We start from the raw sequence: 14,158 nt of genomic DNA, 5'->3' as shown, positions 1-14,158 counted from the left end.
TCCCTGAATCAATCTGATTGCCAATTAACGGAACTTTTCTCCTATGCATAACTTTCAAAAAGAAAAGCGGGTTCACGCCCGCTTTTCTTGCCCACACTGCATTCAACTTAACTAAACATCTTCTTGGTGGCCCGCATCAAAGTCTTCGGATCCTTGTCATACCGTGGAGTGTCCACCAGGTTATCCATTGGCACGCCCGCGAAGTGGAAGGCCGCAATCTCACCGGAACGGGTGGCACTTTGTTCCGTGAAGATCATCTGGTACGGCTGTTCAACGAATTCACCGGTAAAGGCCAAGTTCGTCGAGTGGGCCGGGATGACTTCCGGCCGATCGCTCTTGGCCCGGTTGTTGAACAGGGCCGAAGCGTATGGCATGTAGACCGGAATATTATTGATGATGCTGTCAAGAATTTCAGCCTCATGGTTCTTAATGTTATTCGGACCCGGATCAACCTTGGACAACTGCCCAATCAATTCCTGAGCCATTTCCTTACCGGTCATCTTGATGTATTGTTTGTGGACAAATTCACCCTGACGCCGTGGGTACAGGAAGTAGCCCCAAATAACCGATTCGTTCGGCTTCTGGGTCGTAAAGTGGGGTTGGTGGTGCACCACAATCGACATGTTCACGTCTTTTTGCCCCAATGGGGTGATTGGCGTGGTCGAAATAAAGGAGTTCAGCGCGTTCCCCGGAACCTGCGTGGTAATCCGTGTGATTTCGTTTAGCAACAGGTGATTCTTCGTGGTCAACGTGAAGCTGACCCATTCGGAATTCTTCCGGTCGTCGAAGAACTTGTCCGGCGTCCCTAAGTTGTAGAACCGCTCCGTGGCTTTCTTCCAGAGGGCGGCACTAATGCCGTACTCCATGTTCTCCGGCGCTGGCGTATTGTAATCCCCCATCGTGGCCGAATCCGTAATGGACCCGTTGGTGAAGATAACGGCCGTATCGTCATCAATCTTGACGACTTCTTCGGTGTCGTCTTCCACGTTCTTGATGTGTAAGCCGGTCACCGTAATCTCGTCTTGCATGGCGCTGTCGGCGAATTCCCAATCCGTCACAATCCGGTTGGAAATGAAGGTCACGCCCTCGTCCTTTAAGTAATTAATCAGGGGGAGCATCATGCTTTCAAATTGGTTGTAACGGGTCCGGTTAACCCCAACCAAGTGTTCAATTTGCGTAAATTCATAAATCATTTGGTGCATGTAACGCCGAAGCTCCTGCACCGAGCTTTGAATCCGGAAAGCGAACGTGGTTTCCCACATGTACCAGAAGTTGGTCTGGAAGATGTGCGGATCGTCCTTGAAGAACTCGGCAATCGTCACGTTATCCAGCTTGGTTTCTTCTTCGTCCGGCATCAGGACTAACTTGGAAAGTAAGACCCGGTCCTTGTTGTTCAGACCCAGCTTGCCCCCGTCGATGATACCCTTGCCGCCTTCCATCAACCGGGCAATGTCATACGTCCGGTGATGCGCGTCGAAATCGCGGGTATCTTCGGCCGCAGTCATACCTTCCTCGGTCGCCGAAGGAATCCGGTCGAGTAAGTCCATTAAATCAACGTACGTTCGGTAATTCAGCATCCGGCCACCACGGGCAACGTACCCCGTGCGGTTGTCCAACGGGTGTTCCTTGTTCCAGTACTCATCGCTGAAGTCACTGGTTTCGCCACCATCGTTGGCCCCGTGCATATCGGCGCCGTAAAAAGTAATATTTTCACCACGCCAATGGCCTTCTTGAATCAGGTAAACCGCCGCGGCCATGTTAGACAGGCCGGCACCGATCATTACTGCTTTTGTTTTAACCATCAAAAACACCTCCGTAGATTCTTTGAGCCCTTTACATCTCCCATTATGCTTGCTTAGTCAATCATTGTAAAGCGTTTACACGAACTAATTAGCAACTTCTAAGAAACGCAAGGAAACCTTAATCTACCGGCCATTGTGACAGGGCGTGTTGTAATTGTAATTGTCCAATTGACAGTCTAACTTAGCGGCAAATTCCAACAATCAGTCGGCGTCATCCCCCACACTTATGTCATGGTCAAGGCTCTCACTTTCTGCCGGTTATGCTGTTTCAGCATAACACGTCCGGCCGCCAGTGCCTAGAACTATCGTTTTAACCATCAATTGGTTGCTGGCCATCATCATTGGGGCACCGTGGGCTCACTCCCGCGCAGATAGGCCAGTGGGGTCATCCCCGTGTACCGTTTGAACATGCGGTTGAAGTAGGTTACGTTGTTGAAGCCTACCCGAAAAGCCACGTCCGTCACGGATTCGGGGCGGTGCCGCAGAACCTGCTGGGCCATCCGCACGCGATAACGGTTGATGAATTCAAAGATGGTCTCATCGGTCTCCTGCTTGAACCGCCGTGACAGGTATGTGGGTGCGGCCTGGGCCGCACTGGCAATCTCCGCTAGGCTCAGGTCCGCCTGATAATGGCGATAAATGAATTGCAAGGCCTGATTTACCTTGCGGCTGTAGTGATTGTCACGACGGGCGGCCACAATTTCACAGTACTGGGTTGCCATTTCAGCCGTCAATCGCTGATGATGGTCTAGGGAGGGCATTCGCTCAATCTCCACGGCATAGTGGCTTGAAACGCGGTCCAGAACCACCGGACTGATATTACCGCGCTCGGCCGCAATCCGACACATGGTGTTGAAGACGTAGAGGATGTTCTTCGCCGACCGTAACCGCCGATTAGGCACCCGCGAGAAGAAGGCCTCAATATCCAGCTTAGACGTGGCCGCCAGCATCTCCGGCAACCGCGCCGTGTCCCCCTGCGTGATGGTGACCATGAGGCGATTCTGAGTCGCATAGCGCCGGGCCACCACGGCATCGTTATCGCTATCCGTGGCCGCCAAATCCACGGTCAGTCGCGGCACCTTGATGTGGTCATCGTGAATCGTTACGGGATGCGTGGCGCCCAGCACACAGCGCCCCATAATCCGGGCTAGCCGGCGACTCTCGGACTCACACGGCCCCGCAATCAGGTAACCGGTCAGCTGTTGGTCGCTGAAGATCCCCAGGGCCAAGAAGTCCCCCTGCGCGGTAATCGCGCGTTCCACCTGCCAGCGCGTCGTCGGCAACGTCCGAAAAACGGGGAGTGGCGCATCGTCTCCACTGAGCTGAATGGTGGCTAAGTCGCCATCACACACCCGTACGGATACCCCGCTGATTTGCGCCAAATCGTCGGCGAGCGTTTTGATTTCCGTCCACTGCATCTGATCAGTCCTCCTCGTTTCGTGAAAATTAATTTCGGCTAAAGTCAAGATTGTGTCGAAAACCACAATATTGTTAAAGCCAACGCGTTAATTTTAGTTTATTCTTCTTGTAAGCGATTGCAAGAGCGATCGAAATAATCTGAGGAGTGATTCTAAATGTTATATCCATTAATGACCGCCACCCGTTCCGTCCTGAGCCTAAACGGCATCTGGTCCTTCAAGTTACCTGAACCCGGTGAAACCGTGGACCCCGCCGTTCCCCTGAATACGACCGACGTGATGGTGGTGCCCGCCTCCTTCAACGACCAGACGGCGAATCCAGAAATCCGGCAACACAGCGGCTACTTCTGGTACGAACGCGACTTCACCGTGCCCGCGGCCTTAATGGATCAACGGTTAAGCCTGCGTTTCGGTTCGGCCACCCACGAGGCCTGGGTCTTCGTTAACGGCCAGGCGGTGGGCCACCACAAGGGCGGATTCACCCCCTTTGAACTGCCGATTAACGATCAGGTTCACGCCGGCACCAACCGTCTGACCGTCAAGCTCAGCAACCTTTTAGACCACACCACGTTGCCTGTGGGAAATTACTCGGAAACCCAGGACGCGGACGGCCACACCATCGCCCACGTCGACGAAAACTTTGACTTCTTCAACTATGCCGGTCTAAACCGGAACGTCAATCTCCTGGCCACCCCTTGGAATCGGGTGGAAGACGTCACCATCACGCCCGAAATTGACTTGGCCGCTAAGTCCGCGACCGTCAACGTCAACGTCCAGACGACCGCGGCCACTACGGTCAAGGTCACCCTGTTGGACGAAGACGAAGCGGTGGTGGCAACGGCAACTGGCGCCACGACCAGCCTTCACCTGGACAACATCCACCTCTGGCAACCACTTTACGCCTACCTGTATCGGGCCCGCGTTGACCTGGTCGAAGACGACACCGTCATCGACAGTTACACGGAACCCTTTGGCCTGCGGACCGTGGCCATTGAAGCCGGAAAATTTCTGATTAACGGCCAGCCCTTTTATTTCAAAGGCTTCGGCAAGCACGAAGATTCCTACGTCAACGGACGGGGGCTGAACGAGGCCGTCAACGTCTTGGACCTGAACCTCTTAAAGAAGATGGGCGCCAACTCCTTCCGGACGTCCCACTATCCCTATTCCGAAGAAATGATGCGGCTGTGCGACCGTGAGGGAATCGTGGTCATCGACGAGGTGCCTGCCGTTGGGTTGATGCCCGACTTCAACTTCGACGTCTCCAGTGCCTTTAAGAATACCGACAACCCCTTCTGGTCCACCATCAAGACCCAAGAAGCGCACAAACAGGCGCTGGAAGAGATGATTGGTCGCGATAAGAATCACGCTTCCGTAGTCATCTGGTCGATCGCTAATGAACCGGCGACCTTCCTACCGGGCGCTCACGACTACTTCGAGCCGCTCTTCAAGCTGGCCCGTAGCCTCGATCCACAGAACCGGCCGTGCACCTACATCAATATCATGATGTCCACCCCGGACCGCGACAACTGTTCCGACCTTGCCGACATTTTGACGCTGAACCGCTACTACGGCTGGTATCTCCAAACGGGTGACCTGAAAGCCGCCGCTCAAGCCGAAGAGGCCGAACTCCGGACGTGGCAGGAAAAGTGGCCGGATAAGCCGATTATGTTCACGGAATTCGGCGCCGACACGGTGGCTGGCGTCCACAGCACCTACAACGAGCCATTCTCCGAAGAATACCAGGTCAACTACTACGAGATGAACGCCAAGATCTTCGACAAGATTGATAACTTCGTGGGCGAACAACTCTGGAACTTCGCCGACTTCCAAACCAAGTTCGGCATCAACCGCGTTCAGGGGAACAAGAAGGGCATCTTCACCCGCTCACGGGAACCTAAGGCGGCCGCCACTTGGTTAAGTCACCGGTGGAATGTGATTCCTAACTTTGGGTATAAGGGATAGTACACCGAAACGTCCAGATTTTGACGACTTTTGCACGCATCTTACGTGACATTTGAGCTCTATAAAAAACGGATGGCCCGCAAGCCATCCGTTTTTCAAATATACTGGAGTCGTGATTAATCAGCTGCCATGAATTTCCCAGCAGTCAGTTGAGAGGCCAGAACCCAGCCCTTCGTCTTGCCGCTCGTCACGTAATCGTACTTCACGTTCTTCTTAGCTTTCTTAATCGTGATAGTCTTGGTGGCGTAGAAGGTCTTGCTTTCTGGCAGTACGCCCTTCTTGGTCAACGTGACTTTGGCCCGGTCCGCCGCAAATTTACCGGTGTAGATGGCTGGTTGGTTGCCTTTGAAGTGGAACGCCGTCTTCTTTAGGTTCTTGGCACTAACCAGCGTGTAGGTCTTGCTGGCAACCTTATCCGCCGCCTTCTTCGCATCCGCGTTACCATCAGCCGCCATGAACTTGCCAGCCGTCAGCTTAGAAAGTGCAACCCAGCCAGCGATCTTGCCGTTAGCCGTCTTCACGTAAGCGTAGGTGACTTTCTTCGCCTTAGTGGTCTTAGTTGCCTTGATTTTGACGACAATCTTCTTGGTGGCGTAGTAAGTCTTGCCCCCCGCTAAGGTGCCCTTCTTGCTCATGGTAACCTTGGCCTGATCGGCGGCAAAAGCGGCACGGTACAGCGCTGGCTTACCACTCTTGACGTGGTAGGCTGCCTTCTTGATAGTCTTAGCACTAAGTAACGTGTGCGTTACTTTTTTAGCCGCTGGTTTAGCGGCAGCGAACGCCGTTACGGCATCGTTTGCGGGAGCAATGGCCCCCATCCCCAATGGCAACACCATAGCAGCGGCGGCCGCGATCATTGCAACTTTTTTCATCATAAACATTACCCCCCAGTAAATTTTCGAATTCATCCCTGAACTCAGAACGTATCTTAGCACGAACCCGCCCAAACGACCGCTCAAAGTCGTCATTTTTTCACTAAAATCCGCAGAAACTTCCAGTCGGCGGTAAATTCACGAAACTAACCTCTAGGGCGGTTATTACGATATTGACGCGGTTACTGAAGCCAGCCAACGACTCACCCGTTTAGCCTTTTGACAGCACCCACAGCCACGCAAAAAAGTCACCGCGTACTGGTACCCCCAGGGGCGCCGAGTCGCGGTGACTCTCATTTCAACATTATATTAGTTATTTTCCCGAGCGATGGCCTTGGCAATCAACGAGGTATAGTACCGGTTCCCGTAATTGTTCGGGTGGACGTGGTCGCTCACGAACCATTTCGGATGATCCTTGGCCGCCGCGTACCAGTCAATCACGTGGACATTGTGGTAGCTATCCGCCGTCTTATGAATCCGATTGTTCACGGAATTCTGCCATTCTCGCGTCGGCACGTGGGCCGTGACCCAGAAGATCTGGTGGTCCGGGCCAATCGCGTGAACGATATCGTCCGCCTGTTCCGGCGTCACGTAGCCGTTAGTCCCGATATTAATCAAGACGTTATGGGCCAGCTGCCCCTGCTGTGCCATGCTGGTAATCACATCGTGCATGTCTGCCGCCTGCCGACCGACCTTCCCATTGACGATTGCGCCGGGAAAAACATCCTGCAGGTCGCCGGAATCATCCAGCAAGACGGAATCACCAATCGCCGTTAGCGAAGTCTGCTTACTGCTCAACACCTCTGCCGGCGAGAGAAAGTAGTATTTGGCCAGCTTTTGATCGGCCTTCGACAACTTCGAAAACGCCACGGCCTTGTCATGCTTTTTCTTGGAAGCCGCGGCCGCCAACGCCTTTTGCTTCTTGAGCGCCGCCGCATTCTGCTTTTGCGTGGCCGCCTGACGCGCCGTAATGGTCTTCTGGAGCGCCGTGGGTTTGGCCGCCGCGGGCTGTTGCACGAATCCCACGGCCGTTAACCCGAAGAGCAAGGCCGCCACAACGCCAAACGTATTGACGAATCGGTGGGCCCGCGGTTGCTGCAGGTAGCGCACCACGTCGCCGGTCAGTTGACCGTAGTGGTAGTGACGCATCGGATTTTCAATCCAACGATAGCTCAGCTCCGTAATCACCATGATGAGGGCCACCTCCACCACCGCATTTAGCAACGGATGATTGCCGATGTTGACCTTGGCCTCGTAAAAAATCATCACTGGAAATTGGTACAGGTAGATGCCGTAGCTACGTTTTCCAATGTAGCTAAACAGCCGGTTAGACAACAGGCGATTCATGTCGCTACCCGGATGGGCCACCGTTCCGACCAACATACCGGACAGGACCGTGAACCAGAACATTCCGCCGCGGTAGGTACTCGTGGCCTGCCCACTCATGTTAAAGAACAGGTAAATGAGGGCCAGTAGCGAGCCAACACCCACGGCATCCAGTGTCAGCCGCTGACTCCGACCAATGTCGGCTCTTAACTTATGTGCCGGCCAAACGAAGGCCATCCCCGCCCCAATCAGAATCGCAAACATCCGGGTGTCGGTCCCGTAGTAGGCCCGGTTGGGATTGCTAGGATTATAGAGCACCGCCATCGCCACGGCCGAAGCCACCGCGACCGCCATCAAGATGGCCAGACGACGCGACTTGCGGTGAACGAACCACAACAGGCCTAGCACGACTAACGGCCAGACCAGATAGAACTGGCCTTCGATGGACAATGACCAGAGGTGGGTAAACGGTGATTCGCCGCTGAACCGGTCGAAATACGACTGACCGTGGTGAATCTCAAACCAGTTGTAGCCGTAAATGAGGTTCGTGAGGACGGTCCCTCGGATATTGGCTAACAAGCTACGTTGAAACAGCGTAATGTACGCCGTCGTCCCTAAGATCATCGCCACTAAGGCCGGATACAACCGTTTGACCCGGCGCTCGTAGAACCCCCAAACATCGATTTTATTGGTGGTATCGAACTCCTGAATCAGCAAATATGTAATTAAGTAGCCCGAGACCACAAAGAAGATGGGCACACCCAGGTACCCCCCTTGCAAGGTCGACGGGGCTAAATGATAGATGATAACCCCTAGAACGGCCAGCGTCCGAATACCGTCAAAACCGGTAATGTATCGGCGCTTGCCCGCTCTTTGCTGGCGCAACCCCATGCGCGTCAGCTCCGCATTAAAATGGTTCATGGCACTTTTCTCCTTCTCTTCTTACGTGACCGTTGCTCCCCCGATATTATTTGTAGGCTTTCGTGATTAAACCTATTAACCTTTAAACTTAAAATTAAGGGGCCATTGGACAACCATCCCAGTAGGTGGTCGTACACCCCGTATGATTAAATCAATTCTATAATGTTTACTTGTGAGAAACAATGACTTTTACGCAAATTTTGTAATTGTAAAATTTGCAATCCAACCGTCACGCGAATCCTTCGGAAAATGCGAGAATCTGGGGGAAAAGTCGGCCTATTTGTTCAGTGACTTACCTTTCACAATCGCTAACCATTGGAAGTTGGAACGATTTGATTGTGTATGGCTGCCCCCTTCATAGCTTCCGGCTGCCGGGGGTTCCACCTGCTGTGGGGGACGGCAGAGGACGCCAGCCAACACCATCGACACAGCTGGCTCCACCCCCGGCCTCCTCCAGCGCGGTTAACCAATCAAGCCGCGTTCCAACGCAATGGCGGCTGCGTCACTGAATAACTGACGCAACTTGCAGTCGTCTTGACTGGCCACCCATTAGTAGCCGAGAGTGAAGCCTAAATATGAGCTCAGCCGTGGGATGCCCTTAGCGGCACGATTCTCGCCGGTTAGGGCATGGCGCCTTGGAAATGTGGGCTTGCGGTTCCAAGCGAGTTTCGAGACCGCTCTTTGGCTCGGAACGTCCGCCCACCGCGATCCAGCTCATAGTTAGGCGAACGGTAAGGCGGCCAGCCCCGTGGAACCCCCTGGCAGCCGGAAGCAATACTGATGGCAAAGGGATAGTGAACCACCCGAAATATTGGTCGGACGGTCGATTAGTTAAGCGCTATCATGGTATAATCTAAGGAAGCACCATTATTCCAAAGGAGGACCTTACCATGTCTCAAGTTAACCCTTTTACCGCAGACGCCGTTCGTCAGTACCCCAAAGTTGAGTTGCACTGCCACCTCGATGGGTCGATTTCACTACCCGCGCTACGGAAGATGGCGGCCGTGACCGGTGCCGAGTTGCCAGCCAGCGACGCGGCGCTCCGGACATTGGTATCGGCACCCATTGACACCGTCAGCCTCATCGACTACTTAAAGCGATTCCAGGTAGTGACCGACCTCATGCAGACTAAAGAACAACTGGAGATTGCCGGCTACGACATGGCTCAGACCGCCGCTGAGGACGGTTTGATTTACTTAGAAACCCGCTTCGCCCCCGCCATCTTCACGGCTAAGGGCTTGTCCATCCGCGAAGCCATCGCGGCAACGCTGGCCGGCCTGCACGCCGGATCCGAAGAATTTGGTATCCCGGTCAACGCCATTATCTGCGCCATGCGCGACCGACCACTGGACGAGTGCATCACCGTCTTCCAAACGGCGGCCGAGTTCAAGGACCAGGGCGTGGTCGGCTTGGACTTCGCCGGTGATGAATTTAACCACCCCACGATTGACCTCGTGGATGCCATTCGTGCGGGCGAGGCCACAGGTCTCCCCTTTACCCTCCATGCTGGCGAAGCGGGTCCCGTGGATAACGTGGTCGTCGCGCTGACGATGGGGGCGAAACGCATTGGTCACGGCGTCCACATGAGTGGTTTCCCGGCGGCCATCGCGCAGACCAAGGCGGCCGGCGCCACCATCGAGATTTGCCCCACCAGCAATATCCAGACCAAGGCCGTGCAGAGCTGGGACGACTTCCCCCTTTCGGAGTTTCTCAGCGCCGGTCTCAAGGTCACCGTCAACACCGATGACCGAACCGTTTCCAACGTGACGTTGACCGATGAATTCATCACGCTACGCAAGCAGTTTGGCCTGAACTGGTCGCTACTCGAACGCCTCACGCTCAACGCCATCGACGCCGCCTTTATTAATGATAGTCAAAAAGAACAGTTACGCCAAAAGGTGCTGGCGGCCCGGACCTCCAATCCGGCCTAACCCACCTGCAATCACGACTTGACGGTCGTGGTACACTAGCTAAGTTAACGTAATTTTTAGCAAAGGAAGTGTTGTCCATGTCCCAATCCTATCCCTATCAAGACGCCTTCAACCGGGTACTTCAGCAGCGGGCCATGGCCCAGGCCACTCAGGACGAGTACAACGCCACGCTCACGGATTTTTTCAAATACCTGGAGAACTTCAATCCCACCTACCAGCGCGATCACCGGGTCAACCAGCTTCAAACGCCCGACGTTGAGCAGTACCTGGGCATGCTGGTGGACGCCCGCCAAATCCAAAATCAAACCTACAACAAGATTCTCTCGCACCTCAACGTTTACTTCAAGTTTCTCTTCTCCCACAACTGGACGCCCTACCTGCCCACGCTGGACCTGAAGAGTAAACCCAAGCAGGCACCCCAACCGCTGAACTACCGCTGGGTGGACGAACTGGACAGCCTGTTGGCCGACGAACGCCTCCACGTTTACACCCGGTTGACGCTTCTCCTGGTGGCTCAGGGCTATCCCGTTCAGGCCTTCCTTCGGCCACATTTTACGGCACAACTGGTGACGCGCGACTGGTCTCCGGCGGCCCAACGGTTCTTGACCGAACTCCGGGCCTTCCTGGCACCGCTCCAGCAACGCTTCCAGTCCAGCGACTGGTTCCTCAAGCAACGGGCCGCGGCCGATCCGCACCTCACCCTGCCCGGCCTACACAAGTATCTCAAACCCGATGAGGCCATCGTGGGCTTTACCCTGAGTCCGACCGTGCTGTACCAAGGTTATTTAGTTAACTATCTGCGGCGCCACCCCCAACTATCCGACCGTGAAGCGGTTGCGGCCCTTCACCTGGAACCCGATTCCATCGACTATTATCGGCGATTGGCCCAGCGCGCGGACTAAATCCGTGCCCCCGAGCGCTGAACCCCCTATACTAAATAGTAAACGAACAAATTGGGGGAATTAATCATGAAGAAAAAGTGGGGGCTCTTGGGGGGCTGTTTGGTCTTAATCGCCTTGTTAGGCGGCGGATTCTGGTGGAGCCAATCCCGGCCCACTACTCTGAGTCGTCCGGCCCGGCACAACCGCATTAAGCAACAGGCGGTCAGCACCCCACCGGCAAAGACGGTCAAGGCCACTCCCTGGATCAAGCTCAAACAGCCGTTGCAGCTACCAATTCTAATGTACCATAGCATTTCTAGTGGCAATCAACTCCGCGTGCCCAAGCACCAGTTTGTTAGCGAGATGGCCTACCTCAAGCAACATCACTACCGGACGTTCACCACGGCTGAGGCCATTCGCGCGCTGACCACCAACACCGTTCCGCAGAAGAAAGTCGTGTGGATCACGTTGGATGATGCCTACAAGGATAACCTGACCAATGGGCTCCCGGTTCTGGAGAAATACAATCTTCACGCCACCATCAACGTCATCACCGGCTTTACTCACAAGCGTAATCACCTTTCGCTGGCGCAAATGAAGCGGATGAAGGCAACCGGCCACGTGGATTTCGCCAGTCACACCGTCCAGCACCTCAACCTCGATGAGCTGACGGCCACCCAACAGAAGCAGGAATTGGTCAATTCCAAGCATTGGCTGGATACCCACCTCGACCAACGAACGCAGATGCTGTGCTACCCGGCCGGGCGGGCCAACGCAACCACCCATCGGCTGGCCAAACAGAGCGGCTATCAGCTGGCTTTGACTACCCAGGAGGGCGTCGCCACGCTGAAACAGGGCCGCTACAACCTCTCACGCCTGCGGGTTACGCCGGGCATGACCACGGCGACCTTCGCGGATTTGATTACGGTGACGAACCGCTAATGACCAGTGAATAACGCGATTTTAGCCGAATTAAAGCAATTAATCTAAAGGTTGAAAGTAGAATTAACGCGGCGCTTCCCATAACAACGGTGTTCGGTCCACAAAATTGGTGAAACCAGGAGCCTGCGCCTGCCAGGGGTTCCGCCTGCTATGGGGACACCTCCAGCCTGAGAAACGGGCTTCCGGTTCGCTTGGAAGCCTTGCCAAGCCCGCAAGTCTCCCAAGTCGCCCCACGCTGTAAGCTGAGAAGCCCCCTCAGCTAACACCGTCGACACAGCTGGCTCCACCCCTGGCGATCTCCGGTAGGACGGTGTTTGTCAGCAACACCAATGTTTATCGATAAACTGGTTGTTACGTGGGGTTAAGCCGCTGGTTGCTGGCCAGCACTCTCGCAGCCATGAGTGAGCCAAATATGGGTTTAGCCGTGGGAGTTCCCTTAGTGGCGCGGATTCATGCCGCTTAGGGAACTGGCGTCTTTGAGACGTGATTTCTCGGCTCAAAGCGAGGTGTCGAGACCGCACTGTGGCTCGGCCCGTCCAACCCCTATTTGACGAACGGTAAGGCGACCGCTTTCCACCGCGAAACTGTAACCGACTAAGATTAACGCCATAAATTGTACGAGTTTTAGTCGATCTCTATCTTTCAATCTTTAGCAATTAATTATATAAATGTAAGCGGTTCCTATTGTGTCACTCCGGCATCCAGCGTACAATGAAGTTAGTTAGAAGTCGCGTGAATCCGAGGAGGTCTTTCAAATGGGGAGCGTCGCAACATTAGTTACCTGGTCGTTCATGATTGTTTTAATCGGCGCAGAGATTGTGCGGGGCATTTTCATGTTTAAGCGTTAATGACCGCACCTCGACCAAAAAGTTTAGGTGGACCAGCCAGTTGTGCTGGTCCTTTTCTATGCGCACGGGGACGGGCATCACCGGCGGGCAACGTCACAACATTTCTCTTTTCGGCAGACCATTCTTTTTCGCCCTTTCGCATCGGAGGTGTAAGATTGGGTGTATCAAATATAAACATGAGGAAAGTGGGTTAGACTTATGGCAGAAAGCCAACGGTGGCAACAAATCTATCAGGAACTGGCGGAAATCATCGGGGAGCAGAACACCAAGAAGGTCTTTACGGAGTTCCGCGGCAGTACGGTTAATTTTCCCCTCCGTTTGGTGCGCCGCGAAGTCTTACAGCAACAGGTTCGCGCCGATTTTTCTGCCGGTCTCAAGATTCACCAACTGAGTATCAAGTACGATCTGGCCGAACGAACCGTCCGCAAATACCTCAATCGGTAATTTTAAAGTAAACTTAGCACCCCCGTTGCAGGCAGTTCTGCCTGGTACGGGGTATTTTTAACTGCCGGGAGAATTTGATACGATTCTATCTGAAACACAACAATAAGGGAGATGACGGCCTTGGATGTCGATACGGATGCACTACAATCTCTATATAAACAGCTAAATGATCTGTTGGGGACCGAAGAGATGCTAAAGTTTTACCATGAGTTTCGGGGGTCTCAGTTGAACCCACCGATGAAGCTATACGACCGCGACGGAACCATTGCGGCGATTCAATCGCACTACCCTAAGCTATCCACCAAGGAACTCGCTAACAAGTACGGTTACTCGCAACGTTGGGTCAAGCGGGTCATTAGCCAACACACCGAGCCACACGACTAAAGCGGCACGTCCGACCGGATGAAACTAAAATTTTTAGGGAGTTTACATATGAAACAACTGACGACGATTATCGGAATTCTGGTGGCCGCTTCGCTTCTCGGTGGGTGCCGGCAACGAACCACTAAGCCCGTCACAGCTGCCCAGACCACACCGTCTACCCTGATGGCCCACACCATCAGCAGCACCCTATAACTTGGGGGTTACGGACGCGATCCGGTTCACAATCACCTAAAATGGACAAAGGAAAAACGAGCTTGGGCTAACCGGTCCAAACTCGTTTTGCTTTGCCTTGCAATAGATGTTGTCGATGACCGGATAGCTCTCCTTTGACCAATGCTAGTCACCACCGCGTCGCTAAAAGCGCTACCATAAATTCACGCATTCCCCTTTAGTCGGGTGGCTAAATAGGGTAAACTAGAGGAGGTTA

The 14,158-nt window shown here is 54.0% G+C and carries 11 protein-coding genes; 7 read left to right on the top strand and 4 right to left on the bottom strand.

All coding sequences use genetic code 11. From position 1 onward, the window contains the following. Window positions 1-107 precede the first annotated feature (107 nt). Both V8I28_RS06575 and V8I28_RS06570 read right to left on the bottom strand, forming a co-directional pair. Entirely contained in the window at window positions 108-1,802 is a 1,695-nt protein-coding gene (locus V8I28_RS06575; protein ID WP_341779327.1) for an oleate hydratase, read from the bottom strand. A gap of 338 nt (window positions 1,803-2,140) precedes the next feature. Further along, on the bottom strand, window positions 2,141-3,220 hold the full coding sequence (locus V8I28_RS06570; RefSeq protein ID WP_341779326.1) for an AraC family transcriptional regulator: 1,080 nt from the start codon (window positions 3,218-3,220) through the stop codon (window positions 2,141-2,143). Window positions 3,221-3,376: 156 nt separating this feature from the next. Here V8I28_RS06570 and uidA point away from each other — a divergent pair, with 156 nt between their 5' ends. After that, on the top strand, window positions 3,377-5,182 hold the full coding sequence (gene uidA, locus V8I28_RS06565) for a beta-glucuronidase (RefSeq protein WP_341779325.1): 1,806 nt from the start codon (window positions 3,377-3,379) through the stop codon (window positions 5,180-5,182). Window positions 5,183-5,298: 116 nt separating this feature from the next. On the opposite strand, the gene V8I28_RS06560 is transcribed toward uidA, so the two are convergent. After that, window positions 5,299-6,057: a hypothetical protein gene (locus V8I28_RS06560; RefSeq protein ID WP_341779324.1), complete on the bottom strand. Its 759-nt coding sequence runs from the start codon at window positions 6,055-6,057 to the stop codon at window positions 5,299-5,301. A 306-nt stretch (window positions 6,058-6,363) separates the two neighbouring features. Continuing rightward, a complete protein-coding gene (locus tag V8I28_RS06555) occupies window positions 6,364-8,301 on the bottom strand; it encodes an acyltransferase family protein (RefSeq protein ID WP_341779323.1) in 1,938 nt (645 codons plus the stop codon). Between the two features lie 890 nt (window positions 8,302-9,191). On the opposite strand from V8I28_RS06555, the gene add reads away from it, so the two are divergent. The 6 genes from add to V8I28_RS06525 all read left to right on the top strand — a co-directional run bounded on the left by add (window position 9,192) and on the right by V8I28_RS06525 (window position 13,923). Next, window positions 9,192-10,232 carry an adenosine deaminase gene (gene add / locus V8I28_RS06550; RefSeq protein ID WP_341779322.1) on the top strand — a complete coding sequence of 347 codons (1,041 nt, stop codon included), beginning with the start codon at window positions 9,192-9,194 and terminating at the stop codon, window positions 10,230-10,232. Between the two features lie 77 nt (window positions 10,233-10,309). Continuing rightward, complete coding sequence (locus V8I28_RS06545) at window positions 10,310-11,134, top strand: site-specific integrase (RefSeq protein WP_341779321.1); 825 nt, start codon at window positions 10,310-10,312, stop codon at window positions 11,132-11,134. A gap of 66 nt (window positions 11,135-11,200) precedes the next feature. Next, window positions 11,201-12,055, top strand: coding sequence for a polysaccharide deacetylase family protein (locus tag V8I28_RS06540; RefSeq protein ID WP_341779320.1), 855 nt, complete (start codon window positions 11,201-11,203; stop codon window positions 12,053-12,055). A gap of 1,046 nt (window positions 12,056-13,101) precedes the next feature. Continuing rightward, complete coding sequence (locus tag V8I28_RS06535) at window positions 13,102-13,347, top strand: Mor transcription activator family protein (protein WP_341779319.1); 246 nt, start codon at window positions 13,102-13,104, stop codon at window positions 13,345-13,347. Between the two features lie 120 nt (window positions 13,348-13,467). Further along, window positions 13,468-13,731: a hypothetical protein gene (locus V8I28_RS06530; RefSeq protein ID WP_341779318.1), complete on the top strand. Its 264-nt coding sequence runs from the start codon at window positions 13,468-13,470 to the stop codon at window positions 13,729-13,731. Between the two features lie 48 nt (window positions 13,732-13,779). Continuing rightward, window positions 13,780-13,923 carry a hypothetical protein gene (locus V8I28_RS06525; RefSeq protein WP_341779317.1) on the top strand — a complete coding sequence of 48 codons (144 nt, stop codon included), beginning with the start codon at window positions 13,780-13,782 and terminating at the stop codon, window positions 13,921-13,923. The last annotated feature ends 235 nt before the right edge of the window (window positions 13,924-14,158 follow it).

The organism is Levilactobacillus sp. HBUAS70063 (genome assembly GCF_038374745.1).
GTDB lineage: Bacteria > Bacillota > Bacilli > Lactobacillales > Lactobacillaceae > Levilactobacillus.
Note: the sequence above shows the minus strand (reverse complement) of the source record. Positions and strands in the feature narration are given on the sequence as shown.